25 protein-coding genes are annotated in these 21050 nt (G+C 59.8%); 18 read left to right on the top strand and 7 right to left on the bottom strand.

What is annotated here, in order from left to right:
* The 4 genes from VLJ37_06010 to VLJ37_05995 all read left to right on the top strand — a co-directional run.
* A partial coding sequence (locus VLJ37_06010) for a hypothetical protein (protein ID HSA59223.1) occupies positions 1-549 on the top strand: 549 nt, incomplete at its 5' end.
* A 48-nt stretch (positions 550-597) separates the two neighbouring features.
* Positions 598-1206 carry an adenylyl-sulfate kinase gene (gene cysC / locus VLJ37_06005; GenBank protein ID HSA59222.1) on the top strand — a complete coding sequence of 203 codons (609 nt, stop codon included), beginning with the start codon at positions 598-600 and terminating at the stop codon, positions 1204-1206.
* 3 nt (positions 1207-1209) lie between these two features.
* Positions 1210-1971: a phosphoadenylyl-sulfate reductase gene (locus VLJ37_06000; protein ID HSA59221.1), complete on the top strand. Its 762-nt coding sequence runs from the start codon at positions 1210-1212 to the stop codon at positions 1969-1971.
* A 29-nt stretch (positions 1972-2000) separates the two neighbouring features.
* Positions 2001-2807, top strand: a complete 807-nt coding sequence (locus tag VLJ37_05995) for a 3'(2'),5'-bisphosphate nucleotidase CysQ (protein HSA59220.1) — start codon at positions 2001-2003, stop codon at positions 2805-2807.
* Positions 2808-2813: 6 nt separating this feature from the next.
* On the opposite strand, the gene VLJ37_05990 is transcribed toward VLJ37_05995, so the two are convergent.
* On the bottom strand, positions 2814-3608 hold the full coding sequence (locus VLJ37_05990) for a sterol desaturase family protein (GenBank protein ID HSA59219.1): 795 nt from the start codon (positions 3606-3608) through the stop codon (positions 2814-2816).
* A 99-nt stretch (positions 3609-3707) separates the two neighbouring features.
* Between VLJ37_05990 and VLJ37_05985 the strand changes: the two genes are divergently transcribed.
* The 4 genes from VLJ37_05985 (at position 3708) to VLJ37_05970 (ending at position 5601) form a co-directional block, all read left to right on the top strand.
* Positions 3708-4040, top strand: coding sequence for a hypothetical protein (locus VLJ37_05985; protein HSA59218.1), 333 nt, complete (start codon positions 3708-3710; stop codon positions 4038-4040).
* A 489-nt stretch (positions 4041-4529) separates the two neighbouring features.
* Positions 4530-4802, top strand: coding sequence for a heavy metal-associated domain-containing protein (locus VLJ37_05980; GenBank protein HSA59217.1), 273 nt, complete (start codon positions 4530-4532; stop codon positions 4800-4802).
* Between the two features lie 15 nt (positions 4803-4817).
* Positions 4818-5249 (top strand): DUF1761 domain-containing protein, encoded by a 432-nt coding sequence (locus VLJ37_05975; protein HSA59216.1) that lies wholly within the window; start codon positions 4818-4820, stop codon positions 5247-5249.
* Positions 5250-5265: 16 nt separating this feature from the next.
* Positions 5266-5601 (top strand): TfoX/Sxy family protein, encoded by a 336-nt coding sequence (locus tag VLJ37_05970; GenBank protein HSA59215.1) that lies wholly within the window; start codon positions 5266-5268, stop codon positions 5599-5601.
* A 3-nt stretch (positions 5602-5604) separates the two neighbouring features.
* On the opposite strand, the gene VLJ37_05965 is transcribed toward VLJ37_05970, so the two are convergent.
* Genes VLJ37_05965 through VLJ37_05955 form a run of 3 tightly spaced genes read right to left on the bottom strand, consistent with a single transcriptional unit; the run spans position 5605 to position 6765 of the window.
* The gene (locus VLJ37_05965) at positions 5605-5901 is read right to left on the bottom strand and encodes a hypothetical protein (protein HSA59214.1); all 297 of its coding nucleotides are present in this window, start codon (positions 5899-5901) and stop codon (positions 5605-5607) included.
* 8 nt (positions 5902-5909) lie between these two features.
* A complete protein-coding gene (locus tag VLJ37_05960) occupies positions 5910-6188 on the bottom strand; it encodes a zf-HC2 domain-containing protein (protein ID HSA59213.1) in 279 nt (92 codons plus the stop codon).
* Positions 6178-6765 carry a sigma-70 family RNA polymerase sigma factor gene (locus VLJ37_05955; GenBank protein ID HSA59212.1) on the bottom strand — a complete coding sequence of 196 codons (588 nt, stop codon included), beginning with the start codon at positions 6763-6765 and terminating at the stop codon, positions 6178-6180. Before VLJ37_05955 ends, VLJ37_05960 begins: the two co-directional genes overlap by 11 nt.
* Positions 6766-6845: 80 nt before the next feature.
* Between VLJ37_05955 and VLJ37_05950 the strand changes: the two genes are divergently transcribed.
* From VLJ37_05950 to VLJ37_05905, 10 genes are all read left to right on the top strand, one after another.
* Positions 6846-7988: an inorganic phosphate transporter gene (locus VLJ37_05950; protein ID HSA59211.1), complete on the top strand. Its 1143-nt coding sequence runs from the start codon at positions 6846-6848 to the stop codon at positions 7986-7988.
* The gene (locus VLJ37_05945) at positions 7985-9415 is read left to right on the top strand and encodes a mercuric reductase (GenBank protein ID HSA59210.1); all 1431 of its coding nucleotides are present in this window, start codon (positions 7985-7987) and stop codon (positions 9413-9415) included. Before VLJ37_05950 ends, VLJ37_05945 begins: the two co-directional genes overlap by 4 nt.
* The gene (locus VLJ37_05940; GenBank protein ID HSA59209.1) at positions 9412-10059 is read left to right on the top strand and encodes a glycosyltransferase family 2 protein; all 648 of its coding nucleotides are present in this window, start codon (positions 9412-9414) and stop codon (positions 10057-10059) included. Before VLJ37_05945 ends, VLJ37_05940 begins: the two co-directional genes overlap by 4 nt.
* Complete coding sequence (arsS, locus tag VLJ37_05935) at positions 10056-11027, top strand: arsenosugar biosynthesis radical SAM (seleno)protein ArsS (protein ID HSA59208.1); 972 nt, start codon at positions 10056-10058, stop codon at positions 11025-11027. The genes VLJ37_05940 and arsS overlap by 4 nt, the downstream gene beginning before the upstream one ends.
* 13 nt (positions 11028-11040) lie before the next feature.
* On the top strand, positions 11041-12063 hold the full coding sequence (locus tag VLJ37_05930; GenBank protein HSA59207.1) for a methyltransferase domain-containing protein: 1023 nt from the start codon (positions 11041-11043) through the stop codon (positions 12061-12063).
* Positions 12054-12647, top strand: coding sequence for a TIGR04282 family arsenosugar biosynthesis glycosyltransferase (locus VLJ37_05925; GenBank protein ID HSA59206.1), 594 nt, complete (start codon positions 12054-12056; stop codon positions 12645-12647). The genes VLJ37_05930 and VLJ37_05925 overlap by 10 nt, the downstream gene beginning before the upstream one ends.
* A complete protein-coding gene (locus VLJ37_05920) occupies positions 12634-13293 on the top strand; it encodes a TVP38/TMEM64 family protein (protein ID HSA59205.1) in 660 nt (219 codons plus the stop codon). Before VLJ37_05925 ends, VLJ37_05920 begins: the two co-directional genes overlap by 14 nt.
* A gap of 101 nt (positions 13294-13394) precedes the next feature.
* Positions 13395-14888, top strand: coding sequence for a radical SAM protein (locus VLJ37_05915; protein HSA59204.1), 1494 nt, complete (start codon positions 13395-13397; stop codon positions 14886-14888).
* A 61-nt stretch (positions 14889-14949) separates the two neighbouring features.
* Entirely contained in the window at positions 14950-15789 is an 840-nt protein-coding gene (locus VLJ37_05910; GenBank protein ID HSA59203.1) for a sulfurtransferase, read from the top strand.
* 2 nt (positions 15790-15791) lie between these two features.
* Complete coding sequence (locus VLJ37_05905; protein ID HSA59202.1) at positions 15792-16889, top strand: mechanosensitive ion channel domain-containing protein; 1098 nt, start codon at positions 15792-15794, stop codon at positions 16887-16889.
* Positions 16890-17022: 133 nt separating this feature from the next.
* On the opposite strand, the gene VLJ37_05900 is transcribed toward VLJ37_05905, so the two are convergent.
* The 3 genes from VLJ37_05900 to VLJ37_05890 all read right to left on the bottom strand — a co-directional run.
* Complete coding sequence (locus VLJ37_05900; GenBank protein ID HSA59201.1) at positions 17023-18054, bottom strand: ATP-dependent 6-phosphofructokinase; 1032 nt, start codon at positions 18052-18054, stop codon at positions 17023-17025.
* 31 nt (positions 18055-18085) lie between these two features.
* Complete coding sequence (locus tag VLJ37_05895) at positions 18086-18337, bottom strand: thrombospondin type 3 repeat-containing protein (GenBank protein HSA59200.1); 252 nt, start codon at positions 18335-18337, stop codon at positions 18086-18088.
* 75 nt (positions 18338-18412) lie between these two features.
* The coding region (locus VLJ37_05890) for a MopE-related protein (GenBank protein HSA59199.1) at positions 18413-21050 on the bottom strand (2638 nt) is incomplete at its 5' end.

Here is a 21050-nt window from a genome sequence, read left to right as displayed (position 1 = left end):
GAACGGCCTCTGGAGTCGGACCTGATGGTGTTTCAGGGCGCCCTGGTCGATCGAGCCCGGAATTACCTGGTCGATCAGATGCTCCATCACCCGCTGAACCCGACCCACATCTTCTTCTTGGATGCCGACATCGTGCCCGCGCCCGACACGCTCATGCGCCTCTTGCGGCACCGGATGCCGATCGTGAGCGGGATGTACCGCCGGCGCCTGCCGCCGTACGAACCGATGGCCCTCTCCGCCAAAGGCGGACGCCGGGGCCGGACCCTTCATCCGATCACGGCCAAAGGGCCCCGGCTTCGGAGGGTCGACGTCGTCGGGGCCGGTTGCCTTCTCATCCACCGCGACGTCTTCGAAAAGGTCCGTCCTCCCTGGTTTACCAGCGAATGGAGGCGCGACGGCCACCTCTCCGAGGATTTTTCGTTCTGCGAAAAGGCCCAAAAGGCGGGTTACCGGGTCATGGTCGACACCACCGTCAACCCCCTCCACCTGGAGCCGATGGGCGTCGGGACCGGCAGGGACGGGAAGGTCTCGTTCATCCCCCTTGACTAGCAGTCCTTTCCCGAGGATTCTCCGGCCTCTTTTCGAGGAGGAAAAAACATGTCCCAGGCACCCAAAAGCACCAATATTCATTGGCACCACGGCAAACTGACGGCCGAGGACCGGATCAAGCACCTCGGCCAGAAGGGCGCCGTCATCTGGTTCACCGGACTTTCCGCCTCCGGAAAATCGACGGTCGCCCGCGAGGTCGAGCTGGCCCTGGTCGAGAACAAGAAGGGTTCCTACGTCCTGGACGGTGACAACATCCGGCACGGCCTCAACTCCAACCTGGGGTTTTCCCCCGAGGACCGCAAAGAGAACATCCGGCGCATCGGCGAGGTCTCGAAGCTCTTCTGCGAGGCGAATGTGATCGTCCTGACCGCCTTCATCTCGCCCTACAAGGCCGACCGGGATCTCGCGCGCAAGCTCGTGCCCGAGGGCCAGTTCTTTGAGGTCTTTTGCGACATCCCCATCGACGTGGCCGAAAGCCGCGACCCCAAGGGTCTCTACAAGAAGGCCAAGGCGGGGGAGATCAAGGAGTTCACGGGGATCTCGGCGCCGTATGAAGCACCCGAGAGGCCCGAGCTTGTCTTGAAGACCGGCTCCGAAACGTTGGAGGAGTCGACCCGGCGGGTCCTGGACTTATTGACGGCCAAGGGTATTATTTAGGGCGTGACCGCCGTCGACGAAAAGCTTAGCCAAGAATTCGAAAAGATCGCCGACGCCCGGGACCTGATCGGGGAAATCTTCCGCCGTTTCGGCAACCGCGCCGCCATCGGCACGAGCGGGCAATTGACCGGCTCGGCGATGATCGACCTGGCGGTCAAGGCCGGTGTCAAGCCGCGCGTCTTCACCATCGACACCCTGCGCCTCTTCCCCGAGACCTACGAGCTCTTCGACGCCATCGAGAAAAAATACGGGATCAAGGTCGAGAGGATCGGCCCCGATCCGGACAAGTTGAAGAAGATGATCGCGGAGAGCGGCGAATATCTGTTCTTCGATTCCAAGAAAAAGCAGGAGTTCTGCTGCCACCTGCGCAAGGTCGAGCCGAACGAGCGGGCGCTGGATACGCTCGATGTCTGGCTCACGGGCTTGCGCGTGGATCAATCCGCATCGCGCGCGAAATCGGCCAAGAAGTGCGAGATCGTTCTTCATGGCAAGGAAAAGCGCCCTCTCCTCAAGGTCGCTCCGTTGATCGACTGGACGGAGAAACAGCTCCGCGACTACATGGCCGCGAACGGCGTCCCGATGCACAAGCTTCTCAACTGGAACCAGGACGGCTGGTATTACGAATCCCTCGGATGCGTCATCTGCACGACGCCCATCGGGCCCAACGAGCCGCGCCGTGCCGGCCGTTGGCGGTGGTTCAAGGACGCCGGAGACGACAAGGAATGCGGGATTCACGCGAACAAGACGCATAAGGATGAGGTGTAGGGACCGCGCTACGCTGGCCCTGACGCGCCATGAGCGAACCATTCCTCAAGACCGCCCGTGACCTCGCCTTGAAGGCCTCCCGGGAGGTCCTCTCCCTCCTGCATCAGCCGCTACAACAGCACCGCAAGCACGACAATTCCCTCGTGACCGAGGCCGATCTCAGGTCCGACGCGATCCTCCGCGAGGGATTGGCGAAGGCCTTTCCCGACCATGCGGTGCTGACCGAGGAGAACGGCATCGTGGGCTCTCCCGGCGCGGAATACGTCTGGATGATCGACCCTTTGGACGGCACGAAGGCCTTCGCCAAGGCGCTTCCCGGATTTTCCGTCATGGTCGGTCTGCTCAAAAACGGCGTCCCGCATCTGGGCGTGGTGGCCGATCCGCTCCAGGCGCGCCTGTACGAGGCGGTCCGGGGCGCCGGGGCTTTTCAAGCGCACGCGGGAAACCGGTCGGCGCTCAAGGTTTCGAAGCGCGCTCAGCCCAAAGACATGCGCGTCGTCGTCTCGACGGGTTTTCCCGAGAAGGCGATGGCAAGACTGAAGGCCGTCTGCCCCGGCCCGTTGCTTGCCCCCATCAACAGCGTCGGCATCAAGGTGGGGCTCGTCGTGCGGCAAGAGGCGGACATCTACGTCAGCCATCACCCCGTTCATTTCTGGGACACGTGCGCTCCGCAGGCGATTCTGGAGGAGGCGGGGGGCGTCTTCACCAAGCTCGACGGCTCCCCGCTCGTCTACGATCTTTTGTCCGATTTCGCCCACACGGGGCTGACCCTTGCCACGAATGGAACCCGCCACGCGGAGCTTGTCGTCAAGCTTGCAGGTCTCTTTCAAGGGTAAGTATCCTTATTGCGAATGCGCTAGCGGCGTCTTCAACATGCCGGCCACGGTTTGCCATTTTTCATCCGGAAATTCCGGCAGCCCGTAGCGGAGGGTGAGCGGATCGGGCCTGCGCCGGAAGCTCTTCCCGAGACGGTCCCAGAACGAAAAAACGCTGGAATAGTTCGAGTCGGTTTCGAATCTCTCCTGCGAGTGATGGACACGGTGCATGTTTGGCGTGACGATCAGGAAGCGAAGTACGCGATCGAACCGCTCCGGAAGGGCGACATTGCTATGGTGGAAGAGGATGATCGGCTGCAGGAGTGTTTCGTAGAGAATCAGTTGCGACAGGCTCATCCCTAAAAGAGGGACGACCGCGAGGCGGAGGAGCGAGGATAAGACGAGCTCTCCCGTGTGGAAACGAAGCGCTGAAGACACGTCCAACTGATCGTCGGTGTGATGCATCCGGTGGAACCGCCACAAAAAAGGGATCCGGTGATTCGCCCGGTGCCAGAGGTACATCCACAGGTCGAAAAGGAAGAGGGCCAAGAGAGTTTCCGCCCAGGGGGGGCAGGAGAGTGTTGAAAGGAGGCCGAAACCTGTCTCCTGCGCCCGAAGGGTTACGGAGGCGGTCAGCGTGGAAAAGAGGAGGGCGAGAAGGATTCCGTTCAAAAGCCCCACGGCTAGGTTCCGGCCGATGTGTCGGAACCTTTCCTTCCTTCCTTGAAACAGCGGGAAGACCGCCTCAAGGCAAAGGATCAGGGCCAACGCCCCGACCTGGACCAGAATCTTGATCTCTCCCGCTCCAAGAGCAATGTGCATGCGGCGATTAAATCTTTTTTCAAAGGCCCTGTAAAGATTCGCGTTTTACCTTTGAGACGAACGAGCCTGATATGCATCAAAAGGGCGAACGAAGGATTTATGCAACTTTCACGAATTGCCGCCGTGAGCGCCGGCGTTACGGCCTTTTTTGGATCCTGTTGTGCCCTGCCGCTGCTTCTCTTGGGGCTCACGGGAACCGTTGGGTTCGCAAGCGTCCTGGTCCCCTATCAGAAATATTTCACTCTTGGGACGGTGGTTCTTTTGGGGACTGCTTTTTACCTTGTCTACGGGAGGAACCCGGTGGTTTGCGATCCGCCTAAGGCGGACAAAGTCTGTAACTCCAAGAGCCAGAAAATCACGAAGGTCCTGCTTTGGGTTGCCACCGCGCTCGCGGCGATTTTTTTGATCGGGCCCCATTTTTTGGCCGTCTGAGGAACCTATGGAAGGATATTTGGAAGGAGTTTGCGAAACCACGACGGACACGAAGGGACGAACTGTTTGTCCTCGATGCGGGGAAAAAGGGAAAAAGGTCAAAACGATCACTGTCCGTTATTTGGTCCAGGGAAGATTCCAGGATCGCGTGGATGACTCGCTCGCATATCGTTTCTGCCCTTCCCCGGACTGCCCCGTCGTTTATTTCTCGGCATCGGGAAATTCCCTCTTTGTGAAGGAGGAGCTGAGCGTACGGGTCACGGTCAAGGAGAAGACCAATCCGATCCCGGTTTGTTATTGCTTCAACTTCTTTCGACATGACGTTATGGAGGAGATTCGAAAAACGGGAAAAACAACCGTTCCCGATTTCATTTCGGCCCAAGTGAAGGCTGGAAACTGCTTTTGCGAATACACGAATCCTCAAGGGTCCTGTTGCCTTGGGAATGTGAATTCGGCCGTCAAAGAGATTCCAAAAAAAGAGGTGACAAAATGAACCGCATCTCCATCGCCCTGCTTGCTATATTGTTCGCGCCGGCCATGCTCGGGGCCGCCGAGTTGCAAATCTTGAAGATGAAGATTGAAGGGATGACTTGCGGCCTGTGCGAGGCCAAGGTAAAGAAACAGCTTTCTTCACTATGCAAAGAAGTGACGATTGATCGGGAAAAGGGGGAAGGTATTTGTACGTACGAGGAGACTGTGAAGCCCGACCAAATCCTGTCGGAGGCGAATAAGACCGGTTTCAAGACGACCAAACTCAACTAATTTAAAAAGGAGTCTATGGCCAAGAAAGTCATTCTCGGCACGATCGCATATACCGCAGTGACCTTCATTCTGGGTGCCACGTGGCATTTTGTCCTTTTCAAGGACCTCTATGCATTCCTGGGTGCGTACAATCGTCATGAACCGATTATTCCTCTCGGTTTCATTTCGATGTTTCTCCAGGGAATGATCTTGTCGTTCCTTTTTCAATATGTGCGCCGGGGAACTGCCCCGATCCGTGAAGGGCTCCTCTTTTCATACATCATGGGTTTATTCATGTACACGCTGACCACCATCGCTTTCGCCGCAAAGACGGTGGTTTCGTCATTGACCGCTTGGTTTGCGATTCAAGCGGCCTTTCACTTGATACAATTTACCTTGGTGGGCCTCCTCTTGGGGGTTATCTTTGGAAGAAAGCGCGCGATCGTTGGCAACACAGAGGCACAATAAAGAGTGAGGCCGGCGCATGGCCTACGACGAAAAGCTGGCTGGGCGGGTACGCAAGGCATTGGCCCGTTACAAGACGGTTGGCGAGATCAAGATGTTTGGAGGCCTCTGCTTTACGCTTCGTGGCCATATGTGCTGCGGGGTTCTCAAGGACGAATTGGTCATACGAGTGGCTCCAGAGCGCTATGAGAAATCCCTGGCAAAGCCTCACGTCAGGCCGATGGACTTCACCGGCCGGCCGCTCAAGGGATTTCTGTTCGTCGGTCCCAAGGGACTCAAGTCAGACCATTCCTTGAAGGACTGGATCGATCTTGGGCTGAGATATGTCCGAGCTTTGCCAGCTCGCCACCGTTAGACTTCAAGAACAACCGGCGAGCCGCAGATGCTTTCCGAGATCCGGTATCTTTCCCTTCAGGACCTGGAGAGCATGCTGGCGGCAATCGAAGAAATGAGCCAGGAAGTCCTTTTCACCTTGGAACATCTTGTAAATTTCGGGTTCCGGCACGTCCAACAGGGCGATGGTGTTCACGTAGCCCTTTTCGATGTCGTTGGTGCATTGCTCCAAGAGCCTGACCGTCGACACTTTTTCAATGAACTTCTCCCGAACGATTTGAACCAACCGGTCCGGAGGGATGTGACAATAACACATTCTCATGAACGCTCTCAGATGCTTTCCTTGGTAAGAAATTTGAAAATTTCCTCTTTGAATGATGGGTCCAGGGGCGGACGGGGCGCCGAGGCTTCCAGGTCCCTGGTCTTTCGATAGGCGACCATGAAGCGCTGGCAGTTTTTGCAGGCCTTCAGGTGACGCTCCAGCCTCCGCGCCGTCTTGGCGTCCAAGGCGCCCTCCAGGAAATCATAGGCGAACTCCTCCACCTGCTTGCAGGTCGGGAGCCCCATCAGGGCGAACATCCCTCGGTCCATAAGGGCCTTAACGAGCATACTTTTCCTCGATCCTCTTCTTGATCACCAAGCGGGCCCGATGCACGCGGTTTTTCATCGCGAATTTCGAAATCTCCAAAATATTGCAGACCTCGTCTTCGGAAAGCCCCTCGCCGTCCTTCAGGACATAGGCGGTTCGAAGGTCTTCCGGCAGGTCTTCGATGCAGGAGCGGACGAAGTCGCGAACTTCTCCCTCCTCAAAAAGCCGATCCGGGAGTTTTGCCCAGTCCGGAGCCGGCTCCGTCGCGACCCCCAATTCATAGCGGGGAAGATAATCCTCGATGGGGATTTCGCGTTCCGGATGGCGGGTGCGCCGGCGCATCAGGGCCTCGTTCAGGACGATGCGGTAGATCCAGGTGTAGAGGGAGGAATCCTCCTGAAACGTTCCGATCTTCGTGACGACCTTCAAGAACCCCTCCTGGACGACCTCCCGGGCCTCTTCCTCGCGCCTCAAGACGCGGAGGGCGAGATGGAAGAGTTTTTCGGAGTATCGTTCGAGCAGCTCTCGAAAGGCCTCTTCCTTTTTCTCTTTCAGGCCTTGGACGAGGGTCTTGTCCGTGGAATTGGATGCCGTCACTTGGCCGAAGGTCTTAACATAAGACCGCTCTCAGCGGCAAAGTGATAGACTTTTCCCCCTTTTGGCGCATCGAACCGGTCATGCACGTTGCCCTTGCCGTCATTCTCCTATGTTTTCTGGCCTTTGCGAACGGGGCCAACGACAATTTCAAGGGGGTGGCGACCCTTTTTGGAAGCGGGACCTCGGACTACAAGCGGGCGCTGGCGTGGGCGACCTTGACGACGGCGCTGGGTTCCCTTGCGGCCCTCGTCCTGGCCAAGGGGCTCCTTGTCACCTTCAGCGGCAAGGGGGTGGTTCCCACCGCCGTGTTGAGTCTTAAGAGTTTTCCCCTTGCCGTCGGCTTTGCCGCAGCCGTGACGGTGATGCTCGCCACGCGTTTCGGTTTCCCCATCTCCACGACCCACGCCCTGGTGGGCGGCTTGGCCGGCGCGGGTCTGGTCGCCTCTTCTTCGGGGATCCAAGTCGGCCGCCTTATCGAAACGTTTTTTCTGCCCCTGGTGATCAGCCCGTTCATCGCCATCTTGGGGACCGCCGCACTTTATCCCGCGCTGAGGAAAATAGGCCGGCTGGCTGGGATCCGGAAACAGACCTGCTTATGCGTGGGAACGAAGATCGTGGGCGTCGTTCCCCAAGGCCTCTCGCCGCAACAGGCCCTGATGGCGCTGCCGGGCATCCCGGAAATCTCCCTGGGGACGGAGGCCCAGTGCGTCGAGCGGTATCAGGGACGGCTCTGGGGGATGAATGTCGGGACTCTTTTGGACAAGCTGCACTACGTCTCGGCCGGGGCCGTCGGCTTCGCGCGGGGGCTCAACGACACGCCAAAGATCGCGGCTCTGCTTCTCACCGGGAATGGATTTGGCCTTCCTTTCTCCGTCATCGGCGTCGGCGCCCTGATGGCCGTGGGAGGGATTCTCAGCGCCCGAAAAGTGGCTCATACGATGTCCCTCCGAATCACGGACATGAATCACGCCCAAGGTTTCGCGGCCAATCTGGTGACGGGCTTCCTCGTGATCTTCGCCTCGGAAATGGGGATGCCGGTCTCGACGACTCATGTCTCCTGCGGCTCGCTCTTCGGGATCGGGGCTGCGACGGGGACGGCGCGGTGGAGGACGATCGCCGGCATTTTGGCCTCTTGGGTGATCACGCTTCCCGTCGCGGCCGTTCTGGGCGGATTGTTCTTCTGGATCTTCCGGAATCAACCTCTTCTCGGAGGAGCGTCGTGAGAAACAATTACCACCTGATCGTGATCGGTGCCGGATCGGGCGGTCTCGTGGCCGCAGCGGGGGCCGCCGGACTTGGGGCCAAGGTCGCTTTAGTCGAAAAGCACAAGATGGGAGGAGACTGCCTCAACACGGGTTGCATCCCGTCCAAGGCGATCATCCGAACGGCCAAACTTAGCTTTGACGCCCGAACGGCCCACCGCTTCGGGATTCCGAATCTTGCCCCGGAAATCGGTCTTGTCCGCGTCTTGGAATCGGTCCGAGAGGTTCAGAAAAAAATTGAGCCGCACGACTCGGCGGAGCGATTTCAGGGCTTGGGCGTTGATGTTTTTTTCGGTTCGTATCGCTTCATCTCTCCGCATGAAATTTCAGACGGCAAGGAGACCCTTGTGGCAAGGCGTTTTGTCCTCGCCACCGGCGCGGCGCCGTTCGTTCCTCCGATCAAGGGGATCGGGGAAATTCCCTACCTCACCTCGGACAATGTCTGGGATCTCAAGGAACTTCCCAAAAGGCTCGTCGTTCTCGGGGGTGGCCCGATCGGCGCCGAGCTGACGCAAGTCTTTGCGCGGCTGGAATCAAAGGTCTCGGTCGTCGAGATGATGGACTGCCTCTTGAGCCGCGAAGACCCCGAGGCCTCCTGTCTGATCAAGGATCGCTTTCAACGGGAGGGGATCGAGACGTTGGTGAACTCAAGGGCGGAGGAGGTTCGAAAGACTGCTTCCGGTTACGAACTGGTCCTTTGGCACGCGAAGGAAGGAGTGAAGATCGTTCCCTTCGATCAGATCCTCGTCGCCGTCGGACGCGCACCAAACGTCGGCGGGCTCGATCTGGAAAGGGCCGGCGTCCGCTATTCCAAAAAGGGAATCGAGGTCGACACGCACCTTCGAACGTCATCGAAGCACATCTACGCCTGCGGGGATGTTGTTGGACCTTATCAATTCACCCACATGGCGGACCATCAGGCCCGGCTGATCCTCCGAAACGCCCTCTTTCCGGGAAAATCGAAGATCGACTACCGGGTCGTGCCCTGGTGCACCTTCACCGACCCGGAAGTGGCGCGCGTGGGTTTAAACGAGAAGGAGGCCAAGGAGAAAAAAGTCTCCTATGACGTCTACACCTACCCGATGATGGATCTGGATCGCGCCGTCTGCGACCGCGAGGACGAGGGGTTCGTCAAAGTATTGACAAAAAAGGGATCGGACGAACTGTTGGGGGCGACCCTCGTGGGATCGCACGCGGGCGATTTGATCCACGAGCTCGTCCTTGCGATGCATCAGAAGATCGGTTTGAGGAAGATCGCCTCGATGATCCACGTCTATCCGACCCTGGCCGAGGTCTCGAAGAGAGTCGCGGACACCTATCAGCGGACGCGCCTCAAACCGGGGCTTCGGAAGTGGTTTCAGCGCTACTTTCAATGGAGATTCGGATGAAGAAGCCTCCAAAAATCAGCGTCATCGTGCCGTCCTTGAATGACGGATTCCATGCGCGCCGCCATACGGCCCCGCTTTCCAAAGATCCTTCGATCGAAGTGGTTATTGCTGAAGCCCGAGAGGTTGGCCGCGCGAACCGGGCCGCTCAGATGAACTGGGGCGCGGCGCGGGCGAGAGGCGATCTCCTTGTCTTTCTCCATGCCGACACGAAGATAGCGCCGGTCGACTTGAAGACGGTTCACCGGAGGCTTCAGGAGCAGGCCGATTGCGTCGGTGGGGCCTTCCGGTTCGCGCTCGACGCCTCGCACGCGAAGGCGAAATGGGTCGAGTTCGGCGTCCTTCTCAGGGAACTCGCCTTCGGCCTCCCTTACGGAGACCAGGCGATCTTCGTCCGACGGGAGATTTTTCGGGAGATCGGCGGCTACCCGGAGGCGCCGCTCATGGAGGACGTCCTCCTGATCGAAAAGATGAAGTCCAAAGGGAGGCTTTATCTCGCGCCGGAAAAGGCCTTCACGAGCGCGCGCCGGTGGGAGCGGCACGGCTATGTCAAGACCACGCTCGCCAACTGGGGGACGATGCTCCTCTGGAAGGCGGGGTTCTCCCTCAAGACGCTTCAAGGGCTTCGCGAAAGGGTATTTTCATGAACGCGACCGTCGTCCCGTTCGAGGAAACTCTGAAGAATCGAGGGCTCGGGGTCACTCGCTTACCGACGACGATCCTTCAGGTCAATGTCGGCAAGCTCTGCGACTTGGCCTGCCTCCATTGCCACGTCGAGGCCGGGCCGAATCGGACGGAAATCATGGACATAAGAACCGCGGAAAGGGTCTTGGATCTCCTGAAAAAGTCGCCGACGGTCCGGACCGTCGATCTAACCGGCGGCGCGCCGGAATTGAACCCAAACTTCCGCTCTCTGGTTCAAGGGGCGCGGTCCCTGGGTCGTGAGGTGATTGACCGATGCAACCTCACGGTCCTTTTCGTGAAGGGCCAAGAAGACACGGCCGCGTTTCTTCGTGAGCAACACGTGAAGATCGTCGCCTCGCTTCCTTGCTATTCGAAGGAGAATGTCGAAGCCCAGCGGGGGAAAGGTGTTTTCGACAAGAGTCTCCGTGCGCTGATCCTGTTAAATGAACTGGGCTACGGCCGCGAAGGGACCGGCTTAGAGGTAGATTTGGTTTATAACCCCGTCGGCACCGATCTCCCGCCGCCCCAGGCCGAACTGGAGGCGGACTACAAGGAGGAACTTCGAAGTCTCTTCGGGATCGAATTCAACCGCCTCTTCACGATTACGAATATGCCGATCAAGCGCTTTCTGCATCAATTGGAGCGGGACGGGAAATTCCAGGAGTACATGGACCTGCTCGCAGCGAGCTTCAACCCGCAGGCGGCCTTGGGCGTCATGTGCCGGGATTTAGTCTCGATCAGTTGGGACGGCCGGATCTACGACTGCGATTTCAATCAGATGCTCGAAATTCCGATCGGCGGAAAGCAGCGAACGATCTGGGAGATCGATTCGTTCGATGATTTGGCATCGGAGCCGATCTCGTTTGATAACCACTGTTACGGCTGCGCGGCTGGTGCGGGAAGTTCCTGCACCGGGGCATTGACTCAGTAAGGAGGATGATTTCATGGCCACGGCAAAAGAGATTCTTGAGAATGTCCAAGACTATTACGGAAACATCCTGAAGACGAACAAGGACCTCAAGACGAGCGCCTGTTGCGCGGGCGACGCCTTCCCTCCCCACGTCAAAAAAATCCTGCCGCAAGTCCCGAAGGAGATTTTGGAAAGATCCTACGGATGCGGCTCTCCCGTTCCGCTGGTCCTCGAGGGGAAGACCGTCCTCGACCTAGGTTGCGGTACGGGGCGGGATGTTTTTATCCTCTCAAGGCTGGTCGGTCCCAAGGGCCAAGTGATCGGCGTCGATATGACGCGGGAACAGCTCGAAGTTGCGAGGCGTCACCTCACGGCCTCTTCCATCAAACTCATCGAGGGCCGTATCGAGGACCTAGCGGTTCTGGGGATAGCGAACAATTCCATCGACATCGTCGTCTCGAATTGCGTGATCAATCTTTCGCCGGACAAGAAGAGGGTCTTTTCCGAAATCTTCCGTGTTCTGAAACCGGGAGGGGAGCTTTACTTTTCCGACATCTTTTCGTCGAGAAGGATTGAGGAATTATCAAAGGACCCGATCCTCCTTGGAGAGTGTCTGGGCGGGGCCCTTTACATCGAGGATTTTCGAAGGCTCCTCCTGGAGGTCGGCTATCCCGACTACCGTGTCGTCTCGAAGGCAAAGATCGATATCAAAGATTCGGAGATCAAAGGGAAAGTGGGGATGATCGACTTCCACTCGCTGACCGTACGCGCCTTCAAACTCAAATTAGAGGACCGCTGCGAGGACTACGGCCAGGTCGCCGTCTATCAAGGGACCATCCCGGAATCTCCAAACGCCTTCGTCCTGGACGACCATCATTTATTCGAAAAAGGGCGGCCCGTTCCCGTCTGCGGCAATACGGCCGCGATGTTGGAGGAGACACGCTACGGGCCGCATTTCAAGATCATCGGCGACCGGTCGACGCATTACGGGTTGTTTGATTGCGGTGAGGGTAGGGGCATGGCGCGCCATGCCCCTACGTCGGGCGCATGTTGTTAAACCATCTCCTCATTTTCGCCAAATATCCCGAACCCGGGAAGGTCAAGACCCGGTTGGCGCGATCCGTCGGTCTTGAAAGGGCGGCGCTTCTTTACAAAGAGATGGCCGAGACCGTGGTTGTAAAAACCGCGCCAGTCAATGGCGAGTATGCGCGCACTCTTCATTTTGACCCCCCGGAGAAGAGCCGGGATTTCGAGGTCTGGTTTCCTTCCTTGGCGATCAAGCCCCAGTGCGCCGGGGATCTGGGCCTCAGGATGAAATCGGCGATCGAGGAATCCTTCCGGTCGGGGGCCGATCGCGTTGTTTTGATCGGGAGCGATTGCCCGGATCTCGATAGACCCTTGGTCTTGGAGTCCTTCCGAAAACTCGAGTCTTCGGATCTTGTGATCGGTCCGGCGACGGATGGAGGTTATTATCTGATCGGGATGAGCCGTAGGGGCTTGGCGCGCCAAGCCCCTGCATTATTCGACGGCGTTCTCTGGAGCACGGCGTCGGTCCTGCGCGAGACGCTGGAGAAGGCGGAGAAGATCGGCATTCCGTACGCGCTTCTCCCGACACTTTCCGATGTCGATGAAATCGCTTAAATTCATCCTTCTTCTCGTGCTCGTTCTCTCGGGTGTCGTCGCTTATTTCTTCACGCCCCTCCAGGGGATCCTGACTCCGGAGAAGCTGACCGCCTTCCTGCAATCGGCCCGTGAAACGTGGTGGGCGCCGGTGCTCGTGATCCTCGTTTACGGGATCGGTGGGGTGATTGCGCTCCCCGGCTCGGTCTTGAGCCTCGCCATTGGGGCGGTCTACGGGCTTATGCCGGGTTTTTTCTATAATCTGATCGCCGCGAATCTTGCCGCCTGGCTCGGTTTCTTCTCGGCCCGCACTCTGGGGAGGGGCTTTGTTGAGAGGTTTCTCGCCACGGGGAAATTAAAGGAATTCGATGACAAGGCGGCCGCACACGGATTCCGTTTCGTCTTCTATCTGAGGCTCGTTCCGATCTTTCCCTTCAATGCCGTCAACTTCGGAGCCGGTTTTTCAAAAATCCGATTCCGGGACTACGCCTTGGCGTCCCTCTTGGGCATGTTGCCGGGGACCTTCGTATACACTTACTTCGCCGCCTCGATCCTCTCGGGAGCCGTTGAGGCCAAAACGGAGGCGTATCTCCACCTGGCCGTCTCGGGGGTCCTCTTTGTCCTTCTCTCCCTGATTCCCGTTTTCTATCGGCGGCGCGGGCTTTAAGGCGTAGGGATGCGGGGCTCTTCGCCCATTGAGACGTCATTCACGGCGAGACATGATCCTCATCATGTCTCCGGTGGCGGTTCTCCGGGATAATTTCATCGATGCGGCTCGTTCTCATCAATCCCCGCCTGACCGAGAGTTTCTGGAGCTTCGCGTGGGAGAACCGCTATGTCACCCGCCAAGACAAGGCCATCATCCCCCCCATGGGTCTCGCCATCCTGGCGGCGTTGACCCCGAAGGATTGGGACGTCACCATCCTCGATGAGGACGTGGAGGAGATCGATTGGGACATTCAGGCGGACGTCGTCGGCGTCTGCGGCATGAATGTGCAATGGATGCGGCAGTGCGCCATCATCCGTCATTTTCGGGCCCGCGGCATCCACACCGTGGCCGGTGGATCCTACGCTTCTCTCGTTCCCGAACTCTATGCCGAAGTCGTCGATACCGTCATCGCGGGAGAGGCGGAGAGGACGTGGCCGCGGTTTTGTTCGGACTTTCAGCGAGGGAAACCGGGCAAGTTTTACCGGGAAACCGGGGAGGTCGATATGACGGCGTCTCCCCAGCCCCGCTACGACCTCTTGAAGCTGGACCGCTATCGAATGGCGGGCGTCCAGTATTCCCGCGGTTGTCCCTACGTTTGCGAGTTCTGCGAAATCATCGTCGTCCAGGGCCGCAAGCCGCGGACCAAGACGGTCGAGCAGGTGGGTCTTGAGCTCGATTTTCTGCGGAGGGCCGGGGTCAAAGACGTCTTCCTCGTCGACGACAACTTCATCGGCAGCATGAAAAGCGCCAAAACGCTGCTGTCCTACCTGGACGGCTACCAGCGGACGCACCGGTACCGCTTCCGCTTCGGCACGCAATGTTCCGTCAACATGACCGCGGATCTGGAATTGATGGGCCTTTTTCAAAGGGCGAACTTCGACTGGGTTTTTCTGGGGATCGAAACGCCGAATACCGAGAGCCTGAAAGAAGCCCGGAAAACCCAGAACCTGGGCGGCGACCTTCTGTCCGCGATTCGGACGGTCTACGCGTATGGAATGGATATCTATGCCGGCTTCATCGTCGGCTTCGACTCCGACGACAAGACCATCTTCGACCGTCAATTCGATTTCATCCTCCGGTCCGGCGTCGCGCTGACGCTCGTGGGCCTCTTGACGGCCCTCCCCGGAACCCCGCTCTTTGCGCGCCTACAGAAGGCGGGACGCCTCAGGGACATGCAAACGATGGATCCTTGGGCGCTTGCGACGAACGTGGTTCCTTTGCGGATGACCTACGAGGAACTGATCGAAGGATACAAGGATCTGATTTGGCGCCTCCTGGAGGATGAAACGGTCTACCGGCGGCTGGTCGCCAAACTCCGTTACTTCAAGAGGCCCGGCGCCCTTTCCCGGCTGAGCATTCGCGAGAAACTCTCTTACGGCTACCGCCTCTTGCGCTTCGGAATCCTTCCCGGGGGGCCGAAGCGTTTCTACTATTTTGTCCTCTCTTTGCTCCGGGAGCCGGGCCCGCGCCGGTGGTCCGTGGTCGTTGCGGACTGGATGACGGCCATCTCCTTTCAGACCCTTGTGAATCGGCACTTTCGCCGGTCCGAATGATCCGGAGAGCGTCACCACAAGCGAGATTGACTCCCGAGCGCGAATCGCCCATTCTGACTGTATGTCCGACCCCCTTGTCACCGCGGAATGGCTTCTGGAGCACGTGAACGACGCGAACGTGCGCGTCGTCGACTGCCGCTGGGTCTTGGGGGAGCCGGGCGTGGGCCGCAAACAGTACGAGGCCGGCCACATCCCCGGCGCCGCCCATTTGGACGTGGACACGCAGCTCTCCGGTGACCGGGGCCCCGGCCGTCACCCCCTGCCCGGACGCAGGAACTTCCAAAACGCCCTGTCGGACATCGGCATCGAGCGCGACATGCTCGTCGTGGCCTATGACGAGGGCAAAGGCATGCCCGCCGCGCGCCTCTGGTGGCTTCTCAATTACTACGGCCATGAGAACGTGTCCGTCCTGGACGGCGGCTGGAACGCGTGGCTCGCCAAGGGCGGTCCGGTCTCGACGGAGGCGCCCGAATTCCGCAAGACCGAGTTTGTCGGCCGCCCCCGCCGCAAGTGGGTGGTGGACAAGGACGTCGTCGATTCACTTCGCGACCATGGGGTCATTCTGTTGATCGACGCCCGCTCGGCCGAGCGTTTCCGGGGCGAGGTGGAATCGATCGATCCGAGGCCGGGCCACATCCCCGGGGCGGTGAATTTCCCCTATGCCCAGACGATCGACGCGGCGACGGGACTCTTCCGCAAGCCCGAAGAGCTCAAATTGGAATTTGAAAAAATCGGCGCCAAGAACGCCGAGCAGATCATCTGCTACTGCGGCTCCGGCATCTCGGCCTGCACCGAAATCCTCGCCTTGAAGCTTGCCGGTTACGACGCTCACCTGTATGAAGGTTCCTGGAGCGACTGGTCGCAGGATACGAACCTGTCCGCGTCCACGGCGTCCAAGTAACGATGGAACTGAACCCCCTCGAATCCGCCTACGCGCCGATCGGCGACCTCCTGAAGGGCCAGCCCTGGTGGTTTTCCGTCGCGATCTTCGCGGCGTACGTCGCCTTTCTTTTCGCCGTGCAATGGCTGGTCTTCCGTCTCCTCCGGCGCTGGACCGTGAAGAGGGCCAACCCCTGGTACGGTCTCGTCCTCGGGGCCCTCCAGAGCTCGATCCTTCTTTTCCTCGTATCCGGAATGGTGGGGATGGCGCCGGTCATCTTCCGGATGACCAAGGATTTGCGGAAGTTCGTCGGCAACCTGGCCGAACTGATCGCGATCCTCGCCTTCGCCGTTTTTTTCCAAAAACTCCTCTTGGCCGCCTACCGGCGTTGGGTAGCGAGGGACGAGGCGACGCGAACCCACTCGACCCTCATCCGCGTGCTCATCTCAATCGGGGTCTACTCGATCTTTCTCATGTTCTTCCTGCAGACGGCGGGGATCTCCATCACGCCCCTCATCGCCTCCCTGGGCGTGGGCAGCGTCGCGATCGCCTTCGCCTTGCAGGAGACGCTGTCCAGCCTTTTCGCCGGGTTCTACATCGTCGCGGACAGGCCCATCCGCGTGGGTGATTTCGTAAGGCTGGAGTCGGGCGAAGAAGGCTACGTCGAGTCCATCGGGTGGAGGAGCGTCCGTATCCGCATGATCCCCCACAATATTGTCATCGTCCCCAATTCGAAGCTCGCCGGCGGAATCGTCACCAACTACTCGATGCCGAACCGTGAGCTCTCGCTCATGGTCGACGTGGGCGTCGAGTACTCGAGCGATCTGGAAAAAGTGGAAAGGATTGCCCTCGAGACGGCCCGTCAGACCCTCCGCGAGGCCCCTGGAAGCGTGCCGGACTTTGAACCTCGCATTCGATGGAGCGGTTTCGGCGATTCCAGCATTGGATTCACGATCGTCCTTCGCGCCCGGGAGTTCATCGACCAGTACGAGGTGCGCAACGATTTCGTCAAGAGACTGCACCGCCGCTTTAACGAAGAGGGGGTCACGATTCCATTCCCCATCCGCACGCTCCATTGGCGGACGGGCTCCGAGCCTTCGCGCCTGAAGGGGGCATCTTGAATTTCCATTGGGTGGAGGAGGGTCCGAATCCGCTGTCTGCAGAACAATGCCCTGATCATCCTGAACTCAATCGCTACGAGGAGGAGGGCATCGCCATTCCGTTCCCCATCCGAACTATTTACAATCGTTCAAATTAGCCGAAAAACACGCGAGCGACGCGGAGGAGGGCGGGGTCCAGGCGCTTCGTGATGCCCGCCGCGTCCTCCAGGCGGATCGAGGCGATTTTTGTCCCGCGCAGGACCGCCATCCGGCCGAACTCCTTCTTGAGGACCATGTCGACCGCGGCCACGCCCAGGCGGGTGGCCAGGATGCGGTCGGCGGCGGTGGGTGCGCCGCCCCGCTGGATGTGCCCCAGGACGGTCACCCTCACCTCGGAGCCGGTGCGTTTCCGGATCTCGCGCGCCAAGACCTCGCCGATGCCGCCCAGTTTCACGTCGCCATATTCGTCATGTTGGACGGGCGTGCGGAGGACCTTGCTGCCCGGGAGCCGGATCCTCGCGTCTTCGGACACCACAAAGATGCTGTAGCCCCGCCCGCGCCGCGTGCGCGCCTTGATGATCTCCAAGAGTTCGGCGAAATCGAAGACTTCTTCGGGAACCAGGACCGCGTCCGCGCCTCCCCCGATCCCGGCGCAGGCCGCGATCCAGCCGGCGTGCCGGCCCATGACCTCCACGATCATCACGCGGTCGTGCGATTCGGCGGTGGTATGGAGTCGGTCGATGGCGTCCACGGCGACCTGGACCGCCGTGTCGAAGCCGATGGTCGCATCCGTCCCGAAGGTGTCGTTGTCGATGGTCTTGGGGATGACGACGATGGGGAGGCCCTTTGCCGACAACGCGGCCGCGATCTTGAGCGTCCCTTCGCCCCCCACGACGACGAGGGCGTTCAGCCGGGCCTTTCGATAATTCTCCAGACACCGCTTGAGGCCGTTCGGGACCTTGAAGGGATTGACGCGGGAGCTCCCCAGGATCGTCCCGCCGAGGGAGAGGAGTCCGGAGGTGTCGGAGAGGCTCAAGGGTCGGTAGGATCTTTCAAGTAGCCCCTTCCACCCGGAAAGGACGCCGACGACCTTGTGGCCTTTCCGTTCGGCCGCCCGGACGACGGCGCGGATCGCGGCGTTCAAGCCCGAACAGTCCCCGCCTCCCGTCATGACGCCGATCTTCACAGGTTACTTGTATCACATCCGGCCAGGGACTTTAAGGCACACTTGAGTCCTTGGGACTCGGGTCCGAAACGTCGGGTACGCCGTCTCCGTCGTCGTCGTCGTCGCAGACGTCCCCTTCGGAATCGCCGTCGGTATTCAGCTGATCGGGATTCGGGACGCCGGGACAGTTGTCCAGCCCGTCGTCCTCCGCCACCCCGTCCCCGTCGTAATCCGACGCGCGGACGGAAGGAGAGGCGACCGACAGGCCCAAAACCAGAGTCAAGATGAGTCCGAGTGTTTTCATTGTCCCTCTCCTCCTGTCTGTTTTCCATTACGTCCTAAGCAAAGCTTAGGGCGCAACGTGCCGCGGTAGGCGGCATTATTGAATGCCGGGTACGCAGGTCCCGTTGATTCCCGTTGATCCCAACGCCATGGTTCCACTGATCGTGCACATATTGTCCACCTCGAAGGAGTGCGCCGGCCACAGCGTGAAGCTGCCCGTGACGATCTCCGATGTCGCCGCGGTGATGTCGCCGCGGTCGTCAAAATGGCCGTTGACGTGGATTGTTACGCTGCCGGCGGGATCGCTGGAGGTGCCGATCTTATCGGTGGGCCGGAGTTCCGCCGAGCCGCTCGAGAGGAGGGTGACCACTGCGGCCCCCGCAATATCCCCCCTCAGGATCAGGCTGTCCGCCGCCTGCATGAAGACCTCGCCGGCCTTCATCAACGAGGCGGGTTTCATCTCGACGTCGTTCCCGCACAGACCGACGCTCGCCACGCTCGAGTTCACGTCCCCGCGATAGATCACCGAGGGGCTCTCCACGACGACCGACAGGGTGACCTTCGAGGCCGGTTTCACCTCCACCGACCGGCCGGCCCGGAGGGTGATCGTCTTGTTTTCTCCGGAATAGATGTCGTTCCTCTGCAGGATCTCGCTCGCGATCACGGTCATATTCCCCATGTTGTGGAACGTCGCCTGTGGATTCAACTCGACGCGGCAGTTGGTGACGATCGTCGTGTCCGCCCCGGCGAAGTCGTACTTTCCGGATCCGACGTTGTTCTTGTGCTTCAGCACCAGGAGGTTGGTCGTTCTGGTTCCGGCGAGCCAGGTATTGAGCTCGGCCATGCTCTGGACCTTGGTCGTTGCCGGACACGTGGTATTCGGGAGCCCGCTGAAATCCATGGAGCACAGGGCGTTGACCTCGCAAGCGTCGCCGATGCCGTTGCCGTCGCTGTCCTGTTGATCCGGATTGGGCGTCGTCGGACAGTTGTCCTCGTCGCCGCAGACGAAGTCGCCGTCGCTGTCGTTATCCGGGTCGTTCACGCAGTCATCCTCGGCATCACAGATTCCGTCTCCGTCCGTATCCGGCAGGGGCGTGTGGCTGACGCCCGTTGACGGGTCGCAGGCATCCACGGTGCACGCATCACCGTCGTTGATCTCGACCGGCGTATGGTGGACCCCGCTGGATGGATTGCAGCTGTCGACCGTGCAAGCATCGCCGTCGTCGGTGTCGACCGGCGTATGGCTGACGCCCGTCAGCGAGTCACAGGCGTCGGTGGTGCAGGCGTCGGTGTCGTCGATATTCACCGGGTCATGGCTGATGGCGCCCGTCAGGGGATCGCAGAGGTCGACCGTGCAGGCGTCGCCGTCGTCGGTCAAGACCGGCGTGTGGGTCACGGCCCCCGTCTCGGGGTTGCACTCGTCGATCGTGCACGCGTCGCCGTCAAAGATCGGAACCTCGACGTGGGAGATTGTACCGGTTTCCGGATCGCAACTGTCGGTCGTGCAGGCGTTATCGTCGTCCGTGGAAACCGGCGCGTTGAAGCATCCGGAGGACGGATCGCAAGTATCCGTCGTGCAAAGGTCGTTGTCGCCGCATTCCGGCGGAGTGCCCGGGTCGCACGAGTCGGTGGATTCGTTACAGGTCTCGGTGCCATTGCAGAAGTTGCCGTCGTCGCAGGCGGGGGCAGTGCCCGGGTCGCACGAGTCTGTGGCCTCGTTACAGGTCTCGGTTCCGTTGCAGAAGAGGCCGTCATCGCAGGCGGGGGCAGTGCCCGGGTCACAGGCACCGACGGCACTATTACAGGTCTCTGTTCCGTTGCAGAAGTTACCGTCGTCGCACGAGGCGTCTGCTCCATCGTCCGTCATCCCGTCGCAGTCGTTATCGAGGCCGTCGCAAACTTCGGCGGTCGGCGTCCCGGCGGTACAGGAATCTTGAACGGACCCGGCAACGCAGGAAGTATTTCCCGTCGCCGCACATTCACCGACACCACAAGAAGTTGGTGTGGAGACAAAGTCTTCGTCTGCTGAGCCGTCGCAGTCGTTGTCCAAGCCGTCACAGGTGGCGTCATCAGCCGCGGGTGTACCCGCAGTGCAGGAGTCTTGGACGGTTCCGCCAACACAAGAAGTGGTTCCCGTAGCCGCGCATTCACCAACCCCGCAGGAGGTGGGTGTTGGGGCGAAGTCTTCATCGACCGACCCGTCACAATCGTTGTCGAGCCCATCACAGGTGGCATCATCAGCCGCCGGAGTTCCCGCGGTGCAGGAGTCTTGGACCGAGCCACCGACACAGGAGGTCACGCCGGTTGCGGCGCAGGCCCCGGTGCCGCAAGAGGTCGGTGTTGAGGTGTAGTCTTCGTCGACCGATCCGTCGCAATCGTTGTCCAAACCGTCGCAGGTGGCGTCATCGGCCGCCGGAGTTCCCGCAGTACAGGAGTCTTGGACGGTTCCGCCGACGCAGGAGGTGGTTCCGGTGGCCGAGCATTCTCCGACGCCGCAGGAGGTGGCGGTCGAGACGTAATCCTCATCGGAGGTGCCGTCGCAGTCATCGTCGATGCCATCGCAGGTGGCATCATCAGCAGCCGGTGTTCCCGCGGTGCAGGAGTCCTGGACGGTTCCGCCGACGCAGGAGGTGGCGCCGGTGGCAGCGCATTCGCCGATACCACAGGAGGTGGGTGTTGAGGCGAAGTCTTCGTCTACTGAACCATCGCAGTCGTCATCGACGCCATCGCAGGTG

It is taken from the genome of bacterium (assembly GCA_035454885.1).
Lineage (GTDB): Bacteria > UBA10199 > UBA10199 > JACPAL01.
Note: the sequence above shows the minus strand (reverse complement) of the source record. Positions and strands in the feature narration are given on the sequence as shown.

Excerpts from the sequence above, each read along its gene's own strand:
- cysC (HSA59222.1), top strand. The coding sequence starts at position 598 with ATGTCCCAGGCACCCAAAAGCACCAATATTCATTGGCACCACGGCAAA.
- VLJ37_05995 (HSA59220.1), top strand. The coding sequence starts at position 2,001 with ATGAGCGAACCATTCCTCAAGACCGCCCGTGACCTCGCCTTGAAGGCC.
- VLJ37_05990 (HSA59219.1), bottom strand. The coding sequence starts at position 3,608 with ATGCACATTGCTCTTGGAGCGGGAGAGATCAAGATTCTGGTCCAGGTC.
- VLJ37_05985 (HSA59218.1), top strand. The coding sequence starts at position 3,708 with ATGCAACTTTCACGAATTGCCGCCGTGAGCGCCGGCGTTACGGCCTTT.
- VLJ37_05980 (HSA59217.1), top strand. The coding sequence starts at position 4,530 with ATGAACCGCATCTCCATCGCCCTGCTTGCTATATTGTTCGCGCCGGCC.
- VLJ37_05975 (HSA59216.1), top strand. The coding sequence starts at position 4,818 with ATGGCCAAGAAAGTCATTCTCGGCACGATCGCATATACCGCAGTGACC.
- VLJ37_05970 (HSA59215.1), top strand. The coding sequence starts at position 5,266 with ATGGCCTACGACGAAAAGCTGGCTGGGCGGGTACGCAAGGCATTGGCC.
- VLJ37_05965 (HSA59214.1), bottom strand. The coding sequence starts at position 5,901 with ATGAGAATGTGTTATTGTCACATCCCTCCGGACCGGTTGGTTCAAATC.
- VLJ37_05960 (HSA59213.1), bottom strand. The coding sequence starts at position 6,188 with ATGCTCGTTAAGGCCCTTATGGACCGAGGGATGTTCGCCCTGATGGGG.
- VLJ37_05950 (HSA59211.1), top strand. The coding sequence starts at position 6,846 with ATGCACGTTGCCCTTGCCGTCATTCTCCTATGTTTTCTGGCCTTTGCG.
- VLJ37_05940 (HSA59209.1), top strand. The coding sequence starts at position 9,412 with ATGAAGAAGCCTCCAAAAATCAGCGTCATCGTGCCGTCCTTGAATGAC.
- arsS (HSA59208.1), top strand. The coding sequence starts at position 10,056 with ATGAACGCGACCGTCGTCCCGTTCGAGGAAACTCTGAAGAATCGAGGG.
- VLJ37_05930 (HSA59207.1), top strand. The coding sequence starts at position 11,041 with ATGGCCACGGCAAAAGAGATTCTTGAGAATGTCCAAGACTATTACGGA.
- VLJ37_05925 (HSA59206.1), top strand. The coding sequence starts at position 12,054 with ATGTTGTTAAACCATCTCCTCATTTTCGCCAAATATCCCGAACCCGGG.
- VLJ37_05920 (HSA59205.1), top strand. The coding sequence starts at position 12,634 with ATGAAATCGCTTAAATTCATCCTTCTTCTCGTGCTCGTTCTCTCGGGT.
- VLJ37_05915 (HSA59204.1), top strand. The coding sequence starts at position 13,395 with ATGCGGCTCGTTCTCATCAATCCCCGCCTGACCGAGAGTTTCTGGAGC.
- VLJ37_05910 (HSA59203.1), top strand. The coding sequence starts at position 14,950 with ATGTCCGACCCCCTTGTCACCGCGGAATGGCTTCTGGAGCACGTGAAC.
- VLJ37_05905 (HSA59202.1), top strand. The coding sequence starts at position 15,792 with ATGGAACTGAACCCCCTCGAATCCGCCTACGCGCCGATCGGCGACCTC.
- VLJ37_05895 (HSA59200.1), bottom strand. The coding sequence starts at position 18,337 with ATGAAAACACTCGGACTCATCTTGACTCTGGTTTTGGGCCTGTCGGTC.